Origin of the sequence: Citrobacter sp. wls708, from assembly GCF_005281255.1 — a bacterium.
GTDB lineage: Bacteria > Pseudomonadota > Gammaproteobacteria > Enterobacterales > Enterobacteriaceae > Citrobacter > Citrobacter werkmanii.
The window spans coordinates 741,920-764,334 of record NZ_SZXE01000015.1 but is presented as its reverse complement, the minus strand read 5'-3'; the positions used below and the strand labels follow the sequence as shown (position 1 = coordinate 764,334).

24 protein-coding genes are annotated in these 22,415 nt (G+C 53.4%); 16 read left to right on the top strand and 8 right to left on the bottom strand.

Going from position 1 to position 22,415, the window contains the following annotated elements; translation table 11 throughout:
• Positions 1-190: 190 nt before the first annotated feature.
• The 10 genes from FDW97_RS08925 (at position 191) to cysM (ending at position 8,608) form a co-directional block, all read left to right on the top strand.
• Positions 191-616 carry a GNAT family acetyltransferase gene (locus FDW97_RS08925; protein ID WP_006683546.1) on the top strand — a complete coding sequence of 142 codons (426 nt, stop codon included), beginning with the start codon at positions 191-193 and terminating at the stop codon, positions 614-616.
• Positions 603-1,052, top strand: coding sequence for a DUF2919 domain-containing protein (locus tag FDW97_RS08920; protein ID WP_038642510.1), 450 nt, complete (start codon positions 603-605; stop codon positions 1,050-1,052). The genes FDW97_RS08925 and FDW97_RS08920 overlap by 14 nt, the downstream gene beginning before the upstream one ends.
• Before the next feature lie 59 nt (positions 1,053-1,111).
• On the top strand, positions 1,112-1,687 hold the full coding sequence (locus FDW97_RS08915; protein WP_038642508.1) for an RpoE-regulated lipoprotein: 576 nt from the start codon (positions 1,112-1,114) through the stop codon (positions 1,685-1,687).
• A 93-nt stretch (positions 1,688-1,780) separates the two neighbouring features.
• Positions 1,781-2,680 carry a porphyrinogen peroxidase gene (yfeX, locus tag FDW97_RS08910; protein ID WP_137350923.1) on the top strand — a complete coding sequence of 300 codons (900 nt, stop codon included), beginning with the start codon at positions 1,781-1,783 and terminating at the stop codon, positions 2,678-2,680.
• A 187-nt stretch (positions 2,681-2,867) separates the two neighbouring features.
• Positions 2,868-3,659 (top strand): SDR family oxidoreductase UcpA, encoded by a 792-nt coding sequence (gene ucpA, locus FDW97_RS08905; protein WP_038642502.1) that lies wholly within the window; start codon positions 2,868-2,870, stop codon positions 3,657-3,659.
• 157 nt (positions 3,660-3,816) lie between these two features.
• Positions 3,817-4,833: a sulfate ABC transporter substrate-binding protein gene (locus FDW97_RS08900; RefSeq protein ID WP_069324493.1), complete on the top strand. Its 1,017-nt coding sequence runs from the start codon at positions 3,817-3,819 to the stop codon at positions 4,831-4,833.
• On the top strand, positions 4,834-5,667 hold the full coding sequence (gene cysT, locus FDW97_RS08895; RefSeq protein WP_038642497.1) for a sulfate/thiosulfate ABC transporter permease CysT: 834 nt from the start codon (positions 4,834-4,836) through the stop codon (positions 5,665-5,667).
• Positions 5,667-6,542, top strand: a complete 876-nt coding sequence (gene cysW / locus FDW97_RS08890; RefSeq protein WP_038642495.1) for a sulfate/thiosulfate ABC transporter permease CysW — start codon at positions 5,667-5,669, stop codon at positions 6,540-6,542. Before cysT ends, cysW begins: the two co-directional genes overlap by 1 nt.
• Complete coding sequence (gene cysA / locus FDW97_RS08885) at positions 6,532-7,629, top strand: sulfate/thiosulfate ABC transporter ATP-binding protein CysA (protein WP_003038066.1); 1,098 nt, start codon at positions 6,532-6,534, stop codon at positions 7,627-7,629. The genes cysW and cysA overlap by 11 nt, the downstream gene beginning before the upstream one ends.
• Before the next feature lie 67 nt (positions 7,630-7,696).
• Positions 7,697-8,608, top strand: coding sequence for a cysteine synthase CysM (gene cysM / locus FDW97_RS08880; RefSeq protein ID WP_038642491.1), 912 nt, complete (start codon positions 7,697-7,699; stop codon positions 8,606-8,608).
• 81 nt (positions 8,609-8,689) lie between these two features.
• Here cysM and FDW97_RS08875 read toward each other — a convergent pair whose 3' ends face one another.
• Both FDW97_RS08875 and ptsJ read right to left on the bottom strand, forming a co-directional pair.
• A complete protein-coding gene (locus FDW97_RS08875) occupies positions 8,690-9,406 on the bottom strand; it encodes a type 1 glutamine amidotransferase (RefSeq protein ID WP_137350922.1) in 717 nt (238 codons plus the stop codon).
• Between the two features lie 13 nt (positions 9,407-9,419).
• Positions 9,420-10,712: a transcriptional regulator PtsJ gene (ptsJ, locus tag FDW97_RS08870; protein ID WP_137350921.1), complete on the bottom strand. Its 1,293-nt coding sequence runs from the start codon at positions 10,710-10,712 to the stop codon at positions 9,420-9,422.
• A gap of 82 nt (positions 10,713-10,794) precedes the next feature.
• Here ptsJ and pdxK point away from each other — a divergent pair, with 82 nt between their 5' ends.
• Both pdxK and FDW97_RS08860 read left to right on the top strand, forming a co-directional pair.
• Positions 10,795-11,661 carry a pyridoxine/pyridoxal/pyridoxamine kinase gene (gene pdxK, locus FDW97_RS08865; protein ID WP_038642485.1) on the top strand — a complete coding sequence of 289 codons (867 nt, stop codon included), beginning with the start codon at positions 10,795-10,797 and terminating at the stop codon, positions 11,659-11,661.
• Complete coding sequence (locus FDW97_RS08860; protein ID WP_038642483.1) at positions 11,658-11,897, top strand: hypothetical protein; 240 nt, start codon at positions 11,658-11,660, stop codon at positions 11,895-11,897. The genes pdxK and FDW97_RS08860 overlap by 4 nt, the downstream gene beginning before the upstream one ends.
• A 62-nt stretch (positions 11,898-11,959) precedes the next feature.
• Here FDW97_RS08860 and crr read toward each other — a convergent pair whose 3' ends face one another.
• From crr to cysZ, 5 genes are all read right to left on the bottom strand, one after another.
• Positions 11,960-12,469 carry a PTS glucose transporter subunit IIA gene (crr, locus tag FDW97_RS08855; protein WP_000522253.1) on the bottom strand — a complete coding sequence of 170 codons (510 nt, stop codon included), beginning with the start codon at positions 12,467-12,469 and terminating at the stop codon, positions 11,960-11,962.
• A gap of 40 nt (positions 12,470-12,509) precedes the next feature.
• Entirely contained in the window at positions 12,510-14,237 is a 1,728-nt protein-coding gene (gene ptsI, locus FDW97_RS08850) for a phosphoenolpyruvate-protein phosphotransferase PtsI (RefSeq protein WP_003038080.1), read from the bottom strand.
• Between the two features lie 45 nt (positions 14,238-14,282).
• The gene (gene ptsH, locus FDW97_RS08845; RefSeq protein WP_002913505.1) at positions 14,283-14,540 is read right to left on the bottom strand and encodes a phosphocarrier protein Hpr; all 258 of its coding nucleotides are present in this window, start codon (positions 14,538-14,540) and stop codon (positions 14,283-14,285) included.
• A 383-nt stretch (positions 14,541-14,923) separates the two neighbouring features.
• A complete protein-coding gene (gene cysK, locus FDW97_RS08840; RefSeq protein ID WP_038642476.1) occupies positions 14,924-15,895 on the bottom strand; it encodes a cysteine synthase A in 972 nt (323 codons plus the stop codon).
• A gap of 163 nt (positions 15,896-16,058) precedes the next feature.
• Positions 16,059-16,820, bottom strand: coding sequence for a sulfate transporter CysZ (cysZ, locus tag FDW97_RS08835; RefSeq protein ID WP_069324501.1), 762 nt, complete (start codon positions 16,818-16,820; stop codon positions 16,059-16,061).
• Between the two features lie 230 nt (positions 16,821-17,050).
• Between cysZ and zipA the strand changes: the two genes are divergently transcribed.
• The 3 genes from zipA to FDW97_RS08820 all read left to right on the top strand — a co-directional run bounded on the left by zipA (position 17,051) and on the right by FDW97_RS08820 (position 20,371).
• Positions 17,051-18,064 carry a cell division protein ZipA gene (zipA, locus tag FDW97_RS08830; protein ID WP_137350920.1) on the top strand — a complete coding sequence of 338 codons (1,014 nt, stop codon included), beginning with the start codon at positions 17,051-17,053 and terminating at the stop codon, positions 18,062-18,064.
• A 71-nt stretch (positions 18,065-18,135) separates the two neighbouring features.
• Positions 18,136-20,151 carry an NAD-dependent DNA ligase LigA gene (ligA, locus tag FDW97_RS08825; RefSeq protein WP_085049685.1) on the top strand — a complete coding sequence of 672 codons (2,016 nt, stop codon included), beginning with the start codon at positions 18,136-18,138 and terminating at the stop codon, positions 20,149-20,151.
• Between the two features lies 1 nt (position 20,152).
• Complete coding sequence (locus FDW97_RS08820) at positions 20,153-20,371, top strand: DUF3820 family protein (RefSeq protein WP_032944144.1); 219 nt, start codon at positions 20,153-20,155, stop codon at positions 20,369-20,371.
• Here the strand turns inward: FDW97_RS08820 and FDW97_RS08815 are convergent.
• Complete coding sequence (locus FDW97_RS08815; RefSeq protein WP_137350919.1) at positions 20,368-21,366, bottom strand: bile acid:sodium symporter family protein; 999 nt, start codon at positions 21,364-21,366, stop codon at positions 20,368-20,370. The genes FDW97_RS08820 and FDW97_RS08815 overlap by 4 nt on opposite strands.
• Before the next feature lie 89 nt (positions 21,367-21,455).
• Here FDW97_RS08815 and FDW97_RS08810 point away from each other — a divergent pair, with 89 nt between their 5' ends.
• Positions 21,456-22,382 carry a LysR family transcriptional regulator gene (locus tag FDW97_RS08810; RefSeq protein ID WP_069324504.1) on the top strand — a complete coding sequence of 309 codons (927 nt, stop codon included), beginning with the start codon at positions 21,456-21,458 and terminating at the stop codon, positions 22,380-22,382.
• Positions 22,383-22,415: the final 33 nt, after the last annotated feature.

Sequence of the window (22,415 nt, the reverse complement as noted above, 5' to 3'; positions counted from 1 at the left end):
GGTTCCAGACGTTATATCGTATCGCGTAGTCCGTTGCGACGGATCGGGATAAGAATTGTTTTACTTTTCATTTCAATACGTGACAATTCCGTATTATGCCATTTTTTCCGCCGCTTCGCGTCAGATATTGGCTAAATCAGCCGTTCGCGCCATAATCGCTTTTTAACGTCCTGAAAAGGTAACCAATACCATGGAAATACGCGTTTTTCGCCAGGAAGATTTCGAAGAGGTGATCACCCTCTGGGAGCGCTGTGATTTGCTGCGTCCATGGAATGACCCGGAAATGGACATTGAGCGTAAAGTAAATCATGACGTCAGCTTGTTCCTGGTCGCTGAAGTGAACGGCGAGGTAGTCGGTACGGTGATGGGCGGTTACGACGGCCATCGCGGCTCGGCCTATTACCTGGGCGTGCATCCTGAGTTTCGCGGTCGCGGCATCGCCAATGCGCTGCTTAACCGACTGGAGAAAAAACTCATCGCCCGCGGGTGTCCGAAGATTCAAATCATGGTGCGTGAGGATAATGATCTGGTGTTGGGGATGTATGAACGCCTGGGCTATGAACATGCGGATGTACTCAATCTCGGTAAGCGCTTGATCGAAGATGAAGAGTACTGAATTTCACCCCGCCGACTATGACGGTCACGGACGTCTGCGCCTGCCTTTTCTGTTCTGGTGCGTACTGCTGCTGCAGGCACGCACCTGGGTACTGTTTGTGATTGCCGGCTCTTCCCGGGAGCAGGGCAATACGCTACTGAATCTGTTTTATCCCGACCATAACGCGTTCTGGCTGGGGTTGCTTCCCGGCGTTCCCGCGGTGGTGGCTTTTTTACTCAGCGGGCGGCGTTTTGCGTTTCCTGTTTTGTGGCGCTGGCTGCGCGGATTGCTGATTCTCGCGCAACTGGTGCTGCTTTGCTGGCAACCGGCGATGTGGCTGGCAGGCGATCCTGTCAACGGCATCGGACTGGCGCTGCTGGTTGCGGATATCGTCGCGCTGGTCTGGCTGTTAACCAATCAACGTCTGCGCGCCTGTTTTTCCCTTGAGAAAGAATAACGGCACTTTTTGGCGAAACCGGACTCCAAGCAACGTTGATAAATAAGGAAGGAAGTGAAATGAAATCACTGCGTTTGACTTTATGCGCGATGCCGCTGCTATTGACCGGGTGTTCCACGCTGTCGTCGGTGAACTGGTCTGCCGCCAATCCGTGGAACTGGTTCGGTTCTTCAACGCAGGTCACTGAGCAGGGCGTCGGCGCGTTAACTGGCGCTACGCCGCTGGATGAAAAAGCTATTGCTGATGCCCTGGACGGTGATTACCGCCTGCGCAGCGGGATGAAGACCGATGACGGTAATGTGGTGCGCTTCTATGAAGCGATGAAAGATGACAAGCTGGCAATGGTCATCAATGGCAGTCAGGGAACTATCAGCCGTATTGATGTCCTGGACAGCGATATTTCATCAGACGCGGGTGTCGAAATCGGTACACCGTTTAGCGACCTTTACACCAAAGCCTTTGGTAATTGCCAGAAAGCAACCGGCGATGACAGCGCGAACATTGAATGTAAAGCTGAAGGAAGTCAGCATATTAGCTATATTTTTTCCGGCGAATGGAGCGGGCCTGAGGGCTTAATGCCATCGGACGATACGCTGAAAACGTGGAAAGTCAGCAAAATCATCTGGCGGCGTTAATTTGCGTCTGAACAAATCGACTTGCTAAAAAAACAGGTAGAATAGCGCCAATCAATGCCACGAGGTCGTGGCATCTTTTTTTCAGGAGGAACAATGTCTCAGGTTCAGAGTGGCATTTTGCCAGAACATTGCCGTGCGGCGATTTGGATTGAAGCCAATGTTAAAGGCGACGTTGAGGCCCTGCGTGCGGCCAGCAAAATCTTTGCCGATAAACTGGCGACCTTTGAAGCGAAGTTCCCGGATGCGCATCTGGGCGCGGTTGTGGCTTTCGGCAACAACACCTGGCGTGCATTAAGCGGCGGCGTTGGGGCGGAAGAGTTAAAAGACTTTATCCCTTACGGTAAAGGCCTGGCGCCGGCCACCCAGTATGATGTGCTGATCCATATACTCTCTCTGCGTCATGACGTGAATTTCTCCGTCGCGCAGGCGGCAATGGAAGCATTTGGTGAATGCATTGACGTTAAAGAAGAGATCCACGGTTTCCGTTGGGTTGAAGAACGCGATCTCAGCGGCTTTGTTGACGGTACGGAAAACCCGGCTGGTGAAGAAACGCGCCGTGAAGTCGCGGTGATCAAAGATGGCGTGGATGCTGGCGGCAGCTATGTGTTTGTGCAGCGTTGGGAACATAACCTGAAGCAACTTAACCGCATGAGCATTCATGACCAGGAAATGATGATTGGTCGCACCAAAGAAGCTAACGAAGAGATCGACGGTGATGACCGTCCGGTTACCTCTCACCTGAGCCGTGTCGATCTGAAAGAAGACGGTAAAGGGCTGAAAATTGTGCGCCAGAGCCTGCCGTACGGTACCGCCAGCGGCACACACGGTCTCTATTTCTGCGCCTACTGCGCACGTCTGCACAATATTGAGCAGCAACTGCTAAGCATGTTCGGTGACACTGACGGTAAGCGCGACGCGATGCTGCGTTTCACCAAGCCGGTAACTGGCGGCTATTATTTTGCCCCGTCGCTGGACCGACTGATGGCGCTGTGATGGTAAGTTGCCGGATGGCGAACTGATCTTGTCATCTGCAACTAAATAGATATCCCCGAATTGTCGGGGATTTTTTTTACCTGAGATTAACCTGATTTAGTGAGCTATTCCTCAGCACCGATTTGTTATTGCTGTATCTTCTGCGTGAATGAAGCGAAGGCTTCATATTCAAAAGGAGAATATTGAAATGGGAAAACTCACGGGCAAAACAGCATTGATTACGGGCGCATCTCAGGGTATTGGCGAAGGGATCGCCAGAACGTTTGCCCGCCATGGCGCGAACTTAATCCTGCTGGATATCTCCGATGAGATTGAAAAACTGGCGGATGAGCTGGCTGGACGCGGTCACCGCTGCACGGCGGTTCACGCGGATGTCAGAGATTTTGCTTCAGTCACGGAAGCGGTGAAACGCGCGAAGAAGGTTGAAGGCAAAATCGATATTCTGGTCAACAACGCCGGCGTATGTCGCCTCGGTAACTTCCTTGAGATGAGCGATGACGATCGCGACTTCCATATTGATATCAATATCAAAGGCGTCTGGAACGTAACGAAAGCCGTACTGCCGGAGATGATTGATCGCAAAGACGGGCGCATCGTGATGATGTCCTCAGTCACTGGCGATATGGTGGCCGATCCGGGCGAAACGGCCTACGCAATGTCAAAAGCGGCGATTATCGGCTTAACCAAATCGCTGGCGGTGGAATATGCGCAGTCCGGCATTCGCGTGAACGCCATTTGCCCTGGCTATGTTCGTACGCCGATGGCGGAAAATATTGCGCGTCAGTCCAATCCGGACGATCCGGAATCTGTATTAACTGAAATGGCGAAAGCGATTCCAATGCGTCGTCTGGCCTGTCCGCTTGAAGTCGGCGAACTGGCCGCGTTTCTCGCCTCGGATGAGTCCAGTTATTTAACTGGCACGCAAAACGTCATTGATGGCGGCAGCACTTTGCCTGAAAGCGTAAGCGTTGGCGTCTGATTGATGCCGGTCTCCTCCCCGCGCGATGGGGAGGAGGTACCCCTTATTCTCTTTTCAACTTTCAAATCATCAAACGGTATATAAAACCGTTACTCCTTTAGCACTGGTTATAAATATGATGACCATAAGAAAGTCATTAAATTTATAAGGGTGCGCAATGGCCGTTAACTTACTGAAAAAAAGAACCCTGACGCTGGCAGCAATGCTGTTGCTGGTGGGGCAGGCGCAGGCAACGGAACTGCTGAACAGTTCATACGATGTCTCCCGCGAGCTGTTTGCCGCCCTTAACCCGTCGTTTGAACAGCAATGGGCGAAAGATAACGGTGGCGATAAACTGACGATTAAACAATCTCATGCCGGGTCATCAAAACAGGCGCTGGCGATTTTGCAGGGACTGAAAGCTGACGTTGTGACCTATAACCAGGTCACCGATGTGCAGATCCTGCACGATAAAGGCAAACTGATCTCTGCCGATTGGCAAAGCCGCCTGCCGAATAACAGCTCGCCATTCTATTCCACCATGGCGTTTTTAGTGCGTAAGGGTAACCCGAAGAATATCCACGAATGGAACGATCTGGTTCGCCCGGACGTGAAGCTGATTTTCCCGAACCCGAAAACCTCCGGAAATGCGCGTTACACCTATTTAGCGGCATGGGGCGCGGCGGACAAAGCTGACGGCGGCGATAAAGCCAAAACCGAACAATTTATGACCCAGTTCCTGAAAAATGTCGAAGTGTTTGATACCGGCGGTCGCGGTGCAACGACCACCTTTGTTGAACGCGGTCTGGGTGATGTGCTGATCACATTTGAATCAGAAGTGAACAACATCCGTAAACAGTATGAAGATCAGGGCTTCGAAGTCGTGGTGCCAAAGGTCAACATTCTGGCGGAATTCCCGGTAGCCTGGGTCGATAAAAATGTGCAGGCCAACGGTACTGAAAAAGCGGCGAAAGCGTACCTGAACTGGCTGTACAGCCCACAGGCGCAAACCATCATTACCGATTTCTACTACCGCGTGAACAACCCGCAGGTGATGGACAAGCTGAAAGATAAATTCCCGCAAACCGAACTGTTCCGCGTGGAAGACAAGTTTGGCACGTGGCCTGAGGTGATGAAAACGCACTTTGTCAGCGGCGGCGAGCTGGACAAACTGTTGGCGGCGGGGCGTAAGTAAATGTTTGCTGTTTCCTCCCGACGCGTGCTGCCCGGCTTTACCTTAAGCCTGGGCACCAGCTTACTGTTCGTTTGCCTGATATTGCTGCTGCCGCTTAGCGCGCTGGTCATGCAACTGGCGCAAATGAGCTGGGCGCAGTATTGGGAAGTGATTACCAATCCGCAGGTGGTAGCGGCTTATAAAGTGACGCTGCTGTCGGCGTTTGTGGCATCGATTTTTAACGGCGTGTTCGGTCTGCTGATGGCGTGGATCTTAACCCGCTATCGCTTTCCGGGCCGTACGCTGTTGGATGCGCTGATGGACCTGCCGTTTGCGTTGCCTACGGCGGTAGCTGGCCTGACGCTGGCGTCGCTGTTTTCAGTCAATGGCTTCTACGGCGAATGGCTGGCGAAGCTGGATATTAAGGTGACCTACACCTGGCTGGGCATCGCGGTGGCGATGGCCTTTACCAGCATTCCGTTTGTCGTGCGCACCGTACAGCCGGTGCTGGAAGAGTTAGGCCCGGAGTATGAAGAAGCGGCGGAAACGCTTGGCGCCACGCGCTGGCAGAGTTTTCGTAAAGTGGTGTTGCCAGAGCTGTCTCCTGCGCTGGTGGCGGGCGTAGCGCTCTCGTTTACCCGAAGCCTCGGTGAGTTTGGCGCGGTTATTTTTATCGCCGGGAACATCGCATGGAAAACAGAAGTGACCTCGCTAATGATTTTTGTTCGCTTGCAGGAGTTTGACTACCCGGCTGCCAGCGCGATTGCTTCTGTGATCCTCGGGGCGTCGTTGCTGCTACTGTTTTCAATTAACACCCTGCAAAGTCGCTTTGGTCGACGCGTGGTAGGTCACTAATGGCAGACATTACCCAATTGAAACGCTATGACGCACCCCGCATTAACTGGGGTAAATGGTTTCTGATCGGCACGGGCATGTTGGTATCGGCCTTTATTTTGCTGGTGCCGATGATTTATATCTTCGTGCAGGCGTTCAGCAAGGGATTAATGCCGGTGCTACAGAACCTGGCTGACCCGGATATGCTGCATGCCATTTGGCTGACGGTGCTAATTGCGCTGATTGCGGTGCCGGTGAATCTGGTGTTCGGCGTATTGCTGGCCTGGCTGGTGACTCGCTTCAACTTCCCTGGACGACAGCTGTTGCTGACGCTGTTGGATATTCCCTTTGCCGTCTCGCCAGTGGTCGCTGGTCTGATCTATCTGTTGTTTTACGGTTCTAACGGCCCGCTGGGTGGTTGGCTGGATGAGCACAACCTGCAAATTATGTTCTCCTGGCCGGGAATGGTGCTGGTGACGGTGTTCGTGACCTGTCCGTTTGTGGTGCGCGAGCTGGTACCGGTGATGCTAAGTCAGGGCAGCAATGAAGACGAAGCGGCGATTTTACTTGGTGCCTCCGGCTGGCAGATGTTCCGCCGCGTCACGCTGCCGAATATCCGTTGGGCGTTGCTGTATGGCGTGGTGCTGACTAATGCCCGTGCGATAGGCGAATTCGGCGCGGTGTCGGTGGTTTCCGGCTCGATTCGCGGCGAAACCTTATCTTTACCACTGCAGATTGAATTACTGGAGCAGGACTATAACGCCGTCGGCTCCTTTACCGCCGCCGCGCTGTTGACGCTGATGGCGATTATTACCCTGTTTTTGAAGAGCATGTTGCAATGGCGTCTGGAGAACCAGGAGAAACGCGCGCAGCAGGAGGAAAATCATGAGCATTGAGATTGCCAATATTAAGAAGTCTTTTGGTCGCACCCAGGTGCTGAACGATATCTCGCTGGATATTCCTTCAGGTCAAATGGTTGCTCTGCTGGGGCCATCCGGTTCGGGCAAAACTACGCTGCTGCGTATCATTGCCGGGCTGGAGCATCAGTCCAGCGGGCATATTCGTTTTCACGGCACCGACGTCAGCCGTCTGCATGCGCGCGATCGCAAAGTGGGATTTGTGTTCCAGCACTATGCGCTATTTCGTCATATGACGGTATTCGACAATATCGCCTTTGGTCTGACAGTTCTGCCACGGCGTGAGCGTCCGAATGCGGCGGCGATCAAAGCCAAAGTGACCAAACTGCTGGAGATGGTGCAATTGGCTCATCTGGCGGATCGTTTCCCGGCACAGCTTTCCGGTGGGCAAAAGCAGCGTGTGGCATTAGCGCGTGCCCTGGCGGTAGAACCGCAGATCCTGCTACTCGACGAGCCTTTTGGCGCGCTCGATGCTCAGGTGCGTAAAGAACTGCGCCGTTGGCTGCGTCAACTGCATGAGGAGCTGAAGTTTACCAGCGTGTTTGTTACCCACGATCAGGAAGAAGCGACGGAAGTTGCAGACCGGGTGGTGGTGATGAGCCAGGGTCATATCGAACAGGCCGACGCACCGGATCAGGTCTGGCGTGAACCGGCTACCCGTTTTGTGTTGGAGTTTATGGGCGAGGTTAACCGCCTGCAGGGGACGATTCGCGGTGGGCAATTCCACGTGGGCGCACACCGTTGGCCGTTGGGCTATACGCCTGGCTATCAGGGACCGGTCGATCTGTTCCTGCGTCCATGGGAAGTGGATGTGAGCCGCCGTACCAGCCTGGATTCGCCGCTGCCGGTTCAGGTGCTGGAAGCCAGTCCGAAAGGGCACTACACCCAATTAGTTGTACAACCCCTCGGGTGGTACAACGAACCGCTGACGGTCATCATGCAGGGCGATGATTCCCCGAGCCGCGGTGAACGGCTGTTTGTTGGACTGCAAAATGCACGTTTGTATAACGGCGACCAGCGTATTGAAACGCGTGAAGAGGAACTTGCCCTGGCGCAATCAGCCTGATAGGTTAATTTGCATAGTTATCGCCCGGTGGCGCTACGCTTACCGGGCTTTTTTACGAGCTGAAAACGTGAACACATTAGAACAAACAATTGGCAATACGCCTCTGGTGAAATTACAACGCCTGGCGCCGGATAACGGCAGCGAAATTTGGGTCAAGCTGGAAGGGAATAATCCTGCGGGTTCGGTGAAAGACCGGGCGGCGCTGTCGATGATTGTTGAAGCGGAAAAGCGTGGGGAAATTAAGCCGGGGGACGTATTGATTGAGGCCACCAGCGGCAATACTGGCATCGCGCTGGCGATGATCGCCGCGCTGAAGGGCTACCGCATGAAGCTGCTGATGCCGGACAACATGAGCCAGGAACGCCGGGCGGCAATGCGTGCCTATGGTGCGGAGCTGATTCTGGTCACTAAAGAACAGGGGATGGAAGGGGCGCGCGATTTAGCCCTCGCTATGTCTGAGCGCGGAGAAGGTAAACTGCTCGATCAGTTTAATAATCCCGATAACCCGTATGCGCACTACACCACCACCGGACCCGAAATCTGGCAGCAGACGTCAGGTCGCATCACGCATTTTGTCTCCAGTATGGGGACGACCGGTACCATTACCGGCGTGTCGCGTTTTCTGCGTGAGCAGGAAAAAGCGGTCACTATCGTTGGCCTGCAGCCGGAAGAGGGCAGCAGTATTCCGGGAATTCGCCGCTGGCCTGCGGAATATATGCCGGGCATTTTTAACGCCTCGCTGGTGGATGAGGTGCTGGATATTCACCAGAATGATGCCGAAAACACCATGCGTGAACTGGCCGTTCGTGAAGGGATTTTCTGCGGTGTCAGTTCTGGCGGCGCGGTCGCGGGCGCGTTACGCGTCGCACGTGCCACGCCCGGCGCGGTAGTTGTGGCGATCATCTGCGATCGCGGCGATCGCTACCTTTCGACCGGCGTCTTTGGTGAAGAGCACTTTAATCAGGGGCTGGGAATTTAACTTGTTGGCCTGATAAGCGTAGCGCCATCAGGTAACTGCCTGGCACGATGGCCGGATAATGTTTTATCCGGCCAGGGATGATTACTCGTTACGTTTTTGCACCAGCTTATCCAGGAATTGCCACAGCTTCTCATTCATCTGCTGGTAGTCCCAGGCGCGCATCTCTTCAACCGGGCGGATGAAGCGTTTCCCTTCAGCTTCGGCCAGCTCTTGCTCTGAGTGCTGAATTAATCCTTCAATCGCATCAGCTGTGAACTCCATATGGCACTGGAAACCATAGACGAAATTACCGTATTGCACGATTTGCCGCGGGCAGCCCTCGCTTGCGGCCAGAATTATCGCCTGGTCGGTTAACCCTGGCATGTCGTTGTGCCAGTGACCGACGATAAGCGGTGAGCCGAAATGGCTGAATAACGGGTGCTGTTGGCCTGATTCGGTAAGGGTGATTGGATAGTGGCCAATCTCTTTTTCCGGGCTTTGACACACCTTCGCGCCCAGCGCTTCGCCAATTAACTGCGAGCCCAAACAGATCCCCACCACGATTTTTCGTGCCGTAATCGCCTGGTTGATCAGATGCTGCTCGGCCTGAGCGTCAAAGTATGGGCACTCTGCCTGCGTGGCGCGGGGCGACTGCGGGCCGCCAAAGACGACGAGCATATCGAAACCATCGGCATTGGCGGGAACCGTTTCTCCAGCGTATACGCGTGACCAGGTGATGGTATAGCCGCGCGATTCGGCCCACGGCAGGTACGCGCCAGCAGATTCAAAAGACTCATGAATAACAAAATGAACTCGCACTTTTTCTCTCCTGTTAGCGCTTGAGCGCCTGATGAATATCAGCCGCCAGCTTATCAATGTCGCTGTCTTCTAATGTTGACAGCGTAATGCGTAAACCATGTGCAGGCGTATTGACGCCGAACACTTCGCCTTCGCGTACCAGCCAGCCGGACTTTGCCAGCGCAAAAGCGATCGCCTGACTGTGATCTGCCAGCGGTAACCACAGATTCAGACCATCCCCGACGGGCAGTTCAATACCATATTGGCGCAGAGCTGAATTTAGCTTTTGCTGCTGGACGGCGTAAAACTGCTGCGTTTGCGCCAGCGTGTGTTGATATGTCTCGTCACTCAGGCAGGCGCAGGCTAAATCCTGCAGCAGATGGCTGACCCACTGACTGCCGGAGTTGAGCCGTAAACGCAGTTTCCCGGAAGTGACGGGATCGCTGGCGACGATAGCCAGGCGTAAATCCGGGCCTAAAGTTTTCGACATCGAACGGACAATCGCCCAGTGCGTGGTTTTCTGCGCAATCACCGGATACCAGCGGCAAGCGGACAGCAGCGCAAAGTGGTCGTCGACAATCACCAGCGTCTGCGGATAGCGGGCCAGGATTTCCTGCAATTGCGCCGCGCGGGATGCGCTCAGACTGCATCCTGTCGGGTTATGCGCGCGCGGGGTCAGAATCACCGCCCGCGCGCCTTTCTGTAATGCGCATTCCAGCATGGCGGGTTGCATGCCTTCACTGTCGACGTTAACTGGACTGGCGGAGAATCCGGCATAACGCAGCATGTTGATGCTGCTTAAAAAGCACGGGTCTTCTACAACCACGCTATCGCCGGGCAGCAAATGGGCGCACAGCAGCCGCTCGATAGCGTCAATGGCGCCGCTGGTGATATCAATTTCACCTTCGCCGGGCATGGCATTTTGCATCCATTGTGATGCCCATACCTTAAGTTCAGGTGATACAGCGGCATCGCCGTACAAGCGCGGATTCTTATTTATCTTCGCGAAATAACTACTCAGGTCAGGAAGCCGTGAGGGGGCTGGGTTACCGCCGGAAAGATCGATTAGTGGGGTATCTGGGTTCCCACCTTCCAGCGCAACGGGGGCAGTAATCCCCTTAATCACGGTGCCGTTGCGTCCCAGACTCTGTGCCAACCCGGAGGTGACCAGACGTTTGTAAGCCGCCGCGACAGTATTGCGGTTCACGTTTAATTCCGTTGCCAGTTCCCGCACTGGCGGCAACGTTTCTCCCGCTACCAGCGTGCCTGTAGCGACATGTTGACGGATACTGTCAAAAATTTCGTTAGCGGTTTTTCCGTCGATCATTATTGACCTATGACAAAATGGATTTTAGCATATGACGATAATAATGAGGCGTAAGCGCGCTGTCCAGCGAGAGGAGAAATTTATGGAGCAGGAGAGTGATATTCAGTCAGTGCTCTTCGACGACAAACATCGGGCATTACAGACCGATATCGTCGCCGTCCAGTCACAGGTGGTATATGGCAGCGTAGGCAACAGTATCGCTGTGCCGGCCATTAAAGCGCAGGGATTACGCGTGACGGCAGTACCCACGGTACTGTTCAGTAACACCCCGCATTATGAAACTTTTTACGGCGGCGTTATTCCGCCCGACTGGTTTAGCGGCTATCTGCGCGCCTTAAGCGAACGTGATGCCTTACGCGAGCTAAAGGCGGTGACGACAGGGTACATGGGCAGCGCGGAGCAAATCGCCTTGCTGGCACAGTGGCTGGAAACCGTTCGGGCCACGCATCCGGACCTGTGCATTTTGGTTGACCCCGTGATTGGCGATACGGATAGCGGTATGTATGTTAAAGCCGAAATCCCGGAGGCTTATCGTCAGCATCTGCTGCCGCTGGCGCAGGGGCTGACGCCGAACGTATTCGAGCTGCAAATGCTGAGCGGAAAGCCGTGTCGTACGCTTGATGAAGCAATCGCAGCGGCAAAATCTCTGCTTAGCGACACGCTGAAATGGGTGGTGATCACCAGCGCGCCGGGCGATAGCGAAGAGAATATTAATGTGGCGGTAGTGACGGCTGAAACGGTTGAGGTGTTCGCTCACCCGCGGGTGAAGACGGATTTAAAAGGCACCGGCGATCTGTTCTGTGCTGAACTGGTGAGCGGCATTGTGCTGGGGAAAGCGCTGACTACGGCAGCATACGATGCCGCGCAGCGCGTGCTGGACGTCATGAGCTGGACGCATCAGTGCGGTTGTGATGAATTAATTCTGCCACCGGCAGGGGAGGCGCGATGAAAAGTTATCGGCTGGTGGTTCGTCAGCATGGACGTTTAGTCGGGCATTTTGATACCAGCGGCACAGAGGCGCTGGAAGACATTTGTGTAGCGCGGGCGATGTTTGGTATTGCGGGTGGGTATGATTGTGAACTGCTGGTGTCTGATTCCGAAAGGCGGATGCTGGAAAGCGGACCGGAAGGGATGAAAATCCTGATGCGCGAGGCGTGTTACCGGCCGATGACCTCACAAATTTAACGCCGCCATCCGTTAGATAAAAAAATGGCGCCATCTGGCGCCATTCTTCTCTGCGGCAAGAATTACTTCTTGATGCGGATAACCGGAGTTTCACCCACGGTCACGCTACCGGACAGTTTGATCAGCTCTTTGATTTCGTCCATGTTGGAGATAACAACCGGAGTCAGGGTCGACTTGGCTTTTTCTTCCAGCAGCGGCAAATCGAATTCAATAACCGGGTCGCCCACTTTAACGCGCTGACCTTCTTCAGCGATACGCTTGAAGCCTTCGCCTTTCAGTTCAACGGTATCAATACCGAAGTGAACAAACAGCTCAATGCCGCTGTCGGATTCGATAGAGAAAGCGTGGTTGGTTTCAAAGATTTTGCCGATGGTGCCATCAACAGGGGCGACCATTTTATTACCGGTTGGTTTGATAGCGATGCCATCACCAACGATTTTTTCAGCAAAAACTACATCCGGCACGTCTTCGATGTTGACGATCTCGCCAGAGAGCGGAGCAACAATCTCAATAGTTCCGGTGTCTTTCTTATCATCAGAAACCAGAGATTTCAGTTTATCGAACAAACCCATGATCTTCTCCTAAGCAGTAAATTGGGCCGCATCTCGTGGATTAGCAGATTGTTTTTTCTTCAATGAACTTGTTAACCAGCGTCATTAACTCGTCCGTTGTCGGTTGAGCAAGAGCCTGCTCTGCTAACACCTTCGCATCTTCGAAGTTCGTGTTACGGATAATCTTCTTAATGCGCGGGATAGAAATGGCGCTCATAGAGAATTCGTCCAGACCCATCCCCAGCAACAGAAGTGTAGCACGTTCGTCGCCTGCAAGCTCACCACACATGCCAGTCCATTTGCCTTCAGCATGAGAAGCATCAATAACTTGCTTGATCAGCGTCAGCACAGATGGCGACATCGGTTGGTAAAGGTGTGAAATCATATCATTACCACGGTCAACTGCCAGGGTGTACTGCGTTAAATCATTGGTGCCGATACTAAAGAAATCAACTTCTTTGGCTAAATGACGCGCAATTGTTGCCGCAGCCGGTGTTTCCACCATCACGCCAATCTCAATGCTTTCGTCAAAAGCTTTACCTTCGTCGCGCAGTTCCTGTTTGTAGATTTCGATCTCTTTGCGCAGCGCGCGCACTTCTTCAACAGAGATGATCATCGGGAACATGATGCGCAGTTTACCGAAAGCAGAGGCACGCAGGATAGCGCGAACCTGGTCACGCAGGATCTCTTTACGATCCATGGCGATACGTACGGCGCGCCAGCCCAGGAACGGGTTCTCTTCTTTCGGGAAGTTCATGTACGGCAGCTCTTTATCGCCGCCGATGTCCATGGTACGGACGATGACCGCCTGAGAGCCACAGGCTTCAGCCACGGCTTTATACGCAGCGAACTGTTCTTCTTCAGTCGGCAGCGATTCACGGTCCATGAACAGGAATTCGGTGCGGTACAGACCAACACCTTCAGCGCCGTTACGCTCAGCGCCTTCAACGTCACGCACGGTACCGATGTTGGCGCAAACTTCAACCTGATGTCCGTCCAGCGTGATCGCCGGCAGATCTTTCAGTTTTGCGAGTTCCGCTTTCTCGGTCGCTACCTGCTCCTGAACGGCACGCAGTTGCTCGATAACGTCGTTGGTCGGATTGACGTAAACCTGGTTGTTTACGGCATCCAGAATCAGATAATCGTCGTTTTTCACCTGAGAGGTGACGCTACCCGTACCGACGATGGCAGGCAGTTCCAGAGAACGCGCCATGATGGAGGTGTGGGAAGTACGTCCACCCGCGTCAGTGATGAAACCCAGCACCTTGTTCAGGTTCAGCTGTGCGGTTTCTGACGGGGTCAGGTCTGCGGCAACCAGGATAACTTCTTCCTGAATCGCGCTCAGGTCGATGATCGCCAGACCCAGAATGTTACGCAGCAGGCGTTTACCGATGTCACGTACGTCAGCCGCACGTTCTTTCAGGTATTCATCATCCAGCTCTTCCAGGGCTGTGGCCTGACCTTCGATAACTTCATGCGCAGCTGCATCAGCCGTCATGTGCTTATCTTTAATCAGGGCTATGATTTCCTGCTCCAGCTCCTCATCTTCGAGCAGCATGATATGCCCTTCAAAGATGGCTTCTTTTTCTTCACCGAACGTTTCACCAGCTTTGGTTTTGATCGCTTCCAGTTGCGCAGATGCCTTGGCACGACCGCTCAGAAAACGTTCAACTTCCTGATCAACCTTGTCGGCAGAAATTTTTTTCCGGTCAATGACGATTTCGTCTTCTTTCAGCAGCAATGCTTTGCCGAAAGCGATACCCGGGGATGCTAAAATGCCTGAAATCATAACCCTACCTTACTTGTGACTGATATTTAAAAGAACTCGTTGAACTTACTCGAGTTCAGCCATCAGTTTTACCAGATGCTCAACTGCTTTCTGTTCGTCTTCACCTTCTGCGGACAGGGTGACAACGGTACCCTGAGTCAGGCCCAGAGTCTGCAGTTTAAACAGGCTTTTGGCGCTAGCGCTTTTGCCGTTGGAGGTCACAGTGATCTCAGAAGTGAAGCCTTTCGCTTCTTTAACAAACTGAGCAGCAGGGCGGGTATGCAGACCGTTCGGAGCGGTAATGGTAACTTCTTGCTGGAACATTATATTTCCCCAACTTATAGGTTTAGTGTTGTGGAACTAAAGTCTAGCCTGGCGGTTCAACTTTAGCCTGTATTGTTAGCATCGGCGTAAACTGGACGCGACACAAAAGGAGTTCGGTACAATCCGTTGTTGGCAACTTCTTGCCGCTGACGTTTCGTTCGTCATTAAACATTATGCAGCGAAAGGAAGAGTTGAACCAAATCATAAAATCGATTCAGCTAGCGCTTTTCCTGTAACGATTAATTTCGCGCATCAAAATAATTAGCTTGGTTAAATACCAGTTCCGGCGGGTTGAATCAATGCCAGGAGAGTTGAAACTTTGAAGCAGGCCACAAAAAAGCACCCAAAAGGGTGCTTTTTTACGCGTTTTTAACATGCTGGCATTACTGTTGCAGTTCTTTCTCAGTGAAGAGATCGGCAAACAGTGCAGTGCTCAGATAACGCTCACCCGATGACGGTAGAATAACCACTATATTCTTATTGGTAAAGGTTTCATCTTCCTGGAGCTTGAGCGCGGCAGCAACCGCAGCACCGGAAGAGATCCCCGCCAGAATACCTTCTTCTTCCATCAGGCGACGTGCGGTAGAGATAGCTTCATCATTGGTGATGGTAACGACTTTATCGATAAGCTTCAGATCAAGGTTACCTGGAATGAAGCCTGCGCCGATACCCTGAATTTTATGCGGACCCGGTTTGAGTTCTTCACCCGCCAGGGCCTGGGTGATGACAGGGGAGTCGGTCGGTTCTACCGCGACGGTGATCAGATCCGTTTTACCTTTGGTGCCTTTAATGTAACGGGTTACGCCAGTCAGCGTACCGCCGGTGCCGACGCCGGAAATAAAGACATCAACCTGGCCATCGGTATCTTCCCAGATTTCCGGCCCGGTGGTTTTTTCGTGGATTTCCGGGTTGGCCGGGTTGCTGAACTGCTGCAGCAGCAGGAATTTTTCCGGATCGCTGGCCACAATTTCTTCCGCTTTTTGGATCGCGCCTTTCATCCCTTTTGCGCCTTCGGTCAGCACCAGATTCGCGCCCAGCGCTTTTAACAGCTTGCGGCGCTCAATGCTCATGGTTTCCGGCATGGTTAACGTCAGTTTGTAACCACGAGCGGCGGCTACGTAGGCCAGCGCGATGCCGGTATTGCCGCTGGTCGGTTCTACCAGTTCAACGCCCGGTTTCAGTACCCCACGTTTTTCGGCATCCCAAATCATATTGGCACCGATACGGCATTTAACGCTAAAGCTCGGGTTACGTGATTCCACCTTCGCCAGAATGCGTCCGTTACCGATACGGTTCAGTCGAACCAGCGGCGTATGACCGATAGTCAGCGAGTTGTCTTCAAAAATCTTACTCATGGCCTGTCCTTAACTGTATGAAATTGGGATACCGCTTCAGCATACCTGTTGAGAAAGTATGGGGAAGTAAGGAAATCGCATATCTATATGCTGATGGGAAATAATGCCTTGCAGTATGGAATAAGAGCGGACATAAGCCAGCCCGCTTTTACACATTTTTGCATTACTTCCATAACGCATGCTTAGCACGATAGCAGTCTACCCACATCGCCGTGGCGCCACAAACCGCAACCGGCATAATGAACAGATTGAGTACCGGGATCATGGTGAACAGACTGGTCAACGCGCCAAACTGCATATTGGTCACCTTACGCGTGCGCAGCGCGACGCGCATCTCCTTAAAAGGCACCTTGTGGTTATCAAACGGATAATCACAGTACTGAATGGCCAGCATCCACGCGCTGAACAGGAACCACAGCACCGGGGCGACGGTCTGTCCAATGCCCGGAATAAAATAGAGGATCAGCAACACGAAGGCGCGCGGGAGATACCACGCCAGCTTTTGCCATTCACGTTTCATAATGCGAGGAACGTCTTTCATGATGCCAAGAACGCCAGTGTCGGGTGGCGTTGCGCCCGTTAAGCGCGCTTCAAGTTGCTCCGCCAACAAGCCGTTAAACGGTGCGGCAATCCAGTTGGCGACGGTGGAGAACAGGTAGCCGAACACTAGCAGTACGGAAATGGTAACGATCGGCCACAGCAAATAGCTGAGCCATTGAAGCCAGTCAGGTACGTGGCTCATCAGCGCAGGGATCCAGCTATCGAGTTGGCTAAATAACCACCAGAACGCGCCGCCCATCAACAGGATATTCACCAGTAAAGGCAGAATAACAAAACGACGAATGCCCGGTTGGGAGATGAGCTTCCATCCCTGAGAAAAGTAATAAAGGCCGCTGCGAGGTACAACTGCAGATGATGAAACCATGGTCAGGACATACTCCTTGTTATATAAGCTCTGGTAAACCTGGCGTATCTTACCGGGTTGTTGAGCGTTAAGCTGTTCGGAAATGTTCGAAAAAACAGCAAAAAGCACAATTTTGTTCATCTTTATGCCGTGAAAGCCAAGAGTGCACTTGCACTTGGCGTAATCGACAAATACTCTTAGTGAGTAAATGTTTGCCGTGGTGGCAAGGTGTTAGAACAACAGAGAATATAATGATGCAGGATTTGCGTCTGATATTAATCATTGTTGGCGCGATCGCCATAATCGCTTTACTGGTACATGGTTTTTGGACTAGCCGTAAAGAGCGGTCTTCTATATTCCGCGATCGCCCACTGAAACGCATGAAGTCTAAACGTGAAGACGAGGATTCGTTCGACGACAACGTCGAGGAAGACGAAGGCGTGGGCGAAGTTCGCGTTCATCGTGTGAATCATGCTCCCGGTAACGCGCAGGAACATGGTGTTCCTCCTCAGTCGCCGCAACACCAGTACCAGCCGCCTTATGCGTCTGCTCAGCCGCGTCAAACCGCGCAGCAGCCTGCACAAGCGCCAGTACCGCCGCCGCATGTTCAGCAGCAGCCTCAGCCTGTTCAACCGCAGCAGCCTGTGCAACATCAGCCTGTTCAGCCGCAACCGGTGCAACAGCCGGTACAGCATCAGCCCGTTGCTCCGCAGGTTCAGCAGCCCGTGCAGCAGGCACCGCAGCCTGCGCCGCAGACCTTCCAGCCAGCAGAGCCTGTCGTTGAACACCAACCGCAGCCTGAGCCGGTCGTTGAAGAAGCGCCTGTTGCCGAAAAACCGCAGCGTAAAGAAGCGGTCATTATTATGAACGTCGCGGCTCACCATGGTAGCGAACTCAACGGTGATGTGCTGCTCAACAGCATTCAGCAAGCCGGTTTTAAATTTGGCGATATGAATATTTTCCATCGTCACCTGAGCCCGGATGGCAGCGGTCCGTCGCTGTTCAGTCTTGCCAACATGGTTAATCCTGGTACCTTTGACCCGGAAATGACGGGCGACTTCAGCACGCCTGGCGTGACTATTTTTATGCAGGTTCCGTCCTACGGGGACGAGCTGCAAAACTTTAAGCTGATGCTGCAGTCCGCGCAGCACATTGCTGATGAAGTTGGCGGTGTGGTGCTCGACGATCAACGTCGTATGATGACGCCGCAGAAACTGCGCGAATATCAGGACCGCATCCGCGAAGTTAAAGAATCTCACGCCTGATTTTCTTCTGGCGTGACATTTCCTTGCTAAACCCCCGCCTGTCGGGGGTTTTTTATCATTGATGGTGCGATATGGAATCAATCGAACAACAACTGACAGAACTGCGAACCACGCTTCGCCATCATGAGTATCTCTACCATGTGATGGACGCGCCGGAAATTCCCGATGCGGAATATGATCGCCTGATGCGTGAACTGCGCGAGCTGGAAGCGCAGCATCCGGACCTTGTTACCCCCGACTCGCCAACCCAACGCGTTGGCGCCGCGCCGTTGTCGGCGTTCAGCCAGATTCGCCATGAAGTGCCGATGCTGTCGCTGGATAACGTGTTTGATGAGGAGAGTTTTCTCGCCTTCAACAAGCGCGTGCAGGACCGACTGAAGAGCACCGATAAGCTGACCTGGTGCTGTGAACTGAAACTGGACGGCCTGGCGGTCAGTATCCTGTATGAAAACGGCGTACTGGTCAGCGCCGCAACGCGCGGTGATGGCACCACGGGGGAGGATATTACCTCTAACGTGCGCACTATCCGCGCGATCCCGTTAAAACTGCGTGGCGATAATATTCCCACGCGTCTGGAAGTGCGCGGGGAAGTGTTCCTGCCACAGGCCGGATTTGAAAAAATTAATGAAGAAGCCCGCCGCACCGGCAATAAAGTGTTTGCTAATCCGCGCAACGCCGCCGCCGGGTCATTACGCCAGCTTGATCCCCGTATCACGGCGAAGCGACCGCTTACTTTCTTCTGCTATGGCGTTGGTGTGCTGGAAGGCGGCGCGCTGCCTGATACTCACCTCGGCCGTCTGCTGCAATTTAAAGAGTGGGGACTGCCGGTAAGCGACAGGGTAGCGCTGTGTGACTCGCCGGAGGAAGTACTCGCTTACTATCATAAGGTTGAAGAAGACCGACCGACGTTGGGCTTCGATATTGACGGCGTGGTGATTAAAGTCAACTCCATGGCGTTGCAGGAGCAACTGGGCTTTGTCGCTCGCGCGCCGCGCTGGGCGGTGGCCTTTAAGTTTCCGGCGCAGGAGCAGATGACCTTTGTTCGCGATGTTGAGTTTCAGGTCGGACGTACCGGGGCGATTACGCCTGTTGCTCGCCTTGAGCCGGTTCAGGTTGCCGGGGTTCTGGTCAGTAACGCCACTCTGCATAATGCCGATGAAATCGATCGTCTGGGGTTGCGTATTGGCGATAAAGTCGTTATTCGCCGGGCGGGCGATGTAATCCCGCAGGTGGTCAACGTGGTGCTTTCCGAGCGCCCGGAAGAGACGCGTGAAATCGTGTTTCCACAGCACTGTCCGGTGTGTGGGTCTGATGTTGAACGTGTGGAAGGCGAAGCGGTCGCTCGCTGTACCGGCGGCCTGATTTGCGGCGCCCAGCGTAAGGAATCGTTGAAACACTTTGTTTCCCGCCGCGCGCTCGATGTTGACGGTATGGGCGACAAAATTATCGATCAACTGGTGGAGAAAGAGTATGTCCATACGCCAGCAGATCTCTTCACCCTGACGGCAGGCAAGCTCACCGGACTCGATCGGATGGGGCCAAAGTCGGCGCAAAACGTGGTGAATGCGCTGGAAAAAGCGAAAGAAACGACGTTTGCCCGTTTCCTCTACGCGCTGGGCATTCGTGAAGTCGGCGAGGCCACTGCCGCAGGTCTGGCGGCGTATTTCGGCACTCTGGATGCGCTGGAAGCGGCCTCTGTTGAAGAGCTGCAAAAAGTGCCGGATGTTGGCATTGTGGTCGCGACGCACGTGTTTAATTTCTTTGCCGAAGAGAGCAACCGCGAGGTGATAGGCCAGTTGCTGGCGCAGGGCATTCACTGGCCCGCGCCGGTGGTTATCAACGCTGAGGAAATCGACAGCCCGTTCGCGGGCAAAACGGTGGTGCTGACCGGAAGCCTGAGCCTGATGTCGCGTGATGACGCCAAAGCACGATTAACCGAACTGGGCGCCAAAGTGGCCGGTAGCGTGTCGAAGAAAACCGATCTGGTGATTGCCGGCGAAGCGGCGGGTTCGAAACTGGCAAAAGCGCAGGAACTGGGTATTACCGTGATTGATGAAGCTGAAATGATCCGCTTACTGGGTGCCTGAGATGGAAAAAGAGCAGCTGGTTGAAATCGCCAACACCGTGATGCCCTTTGGCAAATATAAGGGGCGTCGGCTGATTGATGTCCCGGAAGAGTATCTGCTGTGGTTTGCCCGTAAGGATGAATTCCCGGCGGGTAAACTTGGCGAGCTGATGCAAATCACGCTGCTGATTAAAACTGAGGGGCTGACGCAACTGGTGCAGCCCCTGAAACGCCCGCTTTAAGCCTTTGCGGCGCGGCTTTTCTGCTGCGCCTGCAATGCGTCCGTCTGTTGCTTGTAGCGACGGGCCAGCACGGCGCAGACCATCAGCTGAATTTGATGGAAGATCATCAAAGGCAGCACCATCATGCCAATCACCGAAGTCGGAAACAGAATATTTGCCATTGGGATCCCATTCGCCAGGCTCTTTTTCGAACCGCAGAAGACAATGGTGATTTCATCGGCTTTATTGAAGCCGCATTTCCGGGCAACAAAGACGTTTATGCCAATCACAATGGCCAGCAGAACGATGCTGACCACGCAGATAAACAGCAGTGAGCCGATTCCCACTTTGTGCCAGATCCCGTTAACCACGGCTTCGCTAAAGGCAGAGTACACCACCAGTAAAATGGAGGATTGGTCCGTTTTGGCGATCCACTTTTTATGTCGTGATACCCAGTTACCAATCCATGGACGTGAAAGATGTCCCAACACGAATGGCAGCAGCAGTTGCAGCATAATTTTCCCCACCTGCTCCAGGCTGCCTTCCGCGCCGTGCATATTCATCACCAGGCCTACCAGCAGTGGTGAAAGGAAAATACCCAGCAGGCTGGAGGCCGAAGCGAAGCACACGGCGGCGGCGACGTTACCTCCCGCCAGCGATGTAAAGGCGATGGCCGACTGCACCGTGGCCGGCAAAATACACAGATACAGGAAACCGGTATACAGCATCGGGTCAACATTAACCGGTGCCCACCATGCGAACAGAACACCCAATACCGGGAAGACGACGAAAGTGCTGCACATGACCCACAGATGCAAACGCCAATGGCTACCGCCGGCAATAATGGCCTCACGCGACAGCTTTGCCCCGTGCATAAAAAACAGCAGGGCAATGGCGGCGGTGGTTAAGCCTTCAAAAAAAGGGACAAAACCGCCCTCGGCCGGGAAAAAGGAAGCCAGTAAAACGACGGTAATTAGCGTTATCGTGAACGGATCAAGAATACGAAATAGTTTCATAAAAGCTCCTGAAATTCGGTAGGAACATTTTGCGTTTTTCCGTTTGAGAAATAAAATTGATTTATTGCATCCATATATGAATCGAATAGATGAATTACTCTCTGCGTCAGCTCCGTATCTTTGTTACCGTCGCTCAGGCTAAAAGTTTTAGCCGGGCGGGGGATATCATTGGCTTAAGCCAGTCGGCGGTCAGCCATAGCGTTAAAGAGCTGGAAGGGCAGACGGGCGTCCGATTATTAGATAGAACAACACGAGAAGTGGTACTGACAGAAGCCGGGCATCAGTTGGCGGCGCGACTGGAGCGTATTCTGGATGAACTGCACAGCACCCTGCGTGAAGCAGGCCAGGTGGGGACGCAGTTAACCGGAACGGTGCGCGTTGCCGCCAGCCAGACGATCTCCGCACACCTGATTCCACAGTGTATTGCCCAGAGTAATCAGCTTTATCCTGCGATCGATTTTGTGCTGCACGACAGGCCACAGCAGTGGGTGCTGGAAAGCATTCGCCAGGGAGAAGTCGATTTTGGCATTGTGATTGATCCTGGTGCTGTGACCGATCTGCAGTGTGAAGCCGTACTGTCCGAACCTTTCCTGTTGCTGTGTCGGCAGGATCATCCGTTAGCCCAGCGGGAATGGGTCAACTGGCAGGATCTCTATCATGAGCGTCTGGTGCTACAGGATTACGCTTCCGGCAGTCGACCGCTGATCGATGCGGCGCTGGCCCACTTTTCGATTGATGCCAATATTGTTCAGGAGATTGGTCACCCGGCCACGTTGTTTCCAATGGTAGAGGCGGGCATTGGTATCAGCGTACTGCCCGCGCTGGCGCTCCCCTTACCGCAGGGTAGCCATTTACAGGTTAAGCGTCTGACGCCGGTGGTTGAACGACAATTGATGCTGGCGCGACGTAAAAACCGTTCTTTATCTACCGCGGCTCAGGCGTTGTGGGACGTGGTGCGCATGCAGGCCAGTGAGTTAACTGCTGGTCGCGCAAGCGATCCGCTGTATAAGATATAAACCGCCCCATGCCATTTCTGGCAGAAAAATAAT